Origin of the sequence: Enterobacter cloacae complex sp. IR5459 (genome assembly GCF_049238005.1) — a bacterium.
In the GTDB taxonomy this organism is placed as follows: Bacteria; Pseudomonadota; Gammaproteobacteria; order Enterobacterales; family Enterobacteriaceae; genus Enterobacter; species Enterobacter hormaechei_C.
The window spans coordinates 1-918 of sequence record NZ_JBMKIG010000066.1 but is presented as its reverse complement, the minus strand read 5'-3'; the positions used below and the strand labels follow the sequence as shown (position 1 = coordinate 918).

Sequence of the window (918 nt, the reverse complement as noted above, 5' to 3'; positions counted from 1 at the left end):
GGCATTACCTGAATGCGATACCGATAGGCGCAGGGCCGCAAGGGCTCTGGGAATTTTTGCAGGTGCTCGTTCGGAGCATGAACACTCGCAACGACTTCTCGGTGAACTATCTCATCTCCTGGTACGAGCTCCAGGTGCCGGAGCTACGCACGCTTGCGATCCAGCGGAACCGCGCGGTGGTGGAGGGGATCCGCAAGCGACTGCCCCCAGGTGCTCCTGCGGCAGCTGAGTTGCTCCTGCACTCGGTCATCGCTGGCGCGACGATGCAGTGGGCCGTCGATCCGGATGGTGAGCTAGCTGATCATGTGCTGGCTCAGATCGCTGCCATCCTGTGTTTAATGTTTCCCGAACACGACGATTTCCAACTCCTCCAGGCACATGCGTAAACGGAGGTGTGCAGAGTCCCTGCGGCAGGCGACGAACACGACCGTCGTCGATTAGTACCGGTACGGTCGGTGGTATCGAAGTCTTGATCACCACTCAGGTCTACGGCTTACAAATGGTGACCATCCCGATACTTGCGTCAGAGCACCGGGCCGATTCTTTGACAGTGAATCACTCCCGTAAGGTTGTGCCGGTGTGGGTGTCCCGGGTCGAGACGATACTCCGCCAATGCGCCCAGCAAACAACCTGGCCATCGCAGGTGGTGGGGAGCGGTGTGGCGGATGAGTTGGACAAGTTGGTGTAGCAGCACGAGCACGGCGAGATAACATCGCAGGAGTTCGACATGCTCAAGAGACAGCTGATTGCGAATCGCGATGCAGATTCATAACCCGATTGCGGGTTGGCTTCACTCCACCATCACCGAGCAGACTAGCACGGCGGGCTCTGTTGCAAAGATTGGCGGCAGTCAGAGGTAGGCTGTCGCTCTGCGCCGATCAGGCGGCTGCTGCGAAATGGTGGTTGAGCATGCCCATG

1 protein-coding gene is annotated in these 918 nt (G+C 58.8%); it reads left to right on the top strand.

Annotated elements, in window-relative coordinates:
- Nucleotides 1–386: macrolide-binding transcriptional repressor MphR(A) (gene mphR(A), locus ACOTX4_RS25955; RefSeq protein WP_317187872.1), on the top strand; the 386-nt coding region annotated here is incomplete at its 5' end.
- Nucleotides 387–918 lie beyond the last annotated feature (532 nt).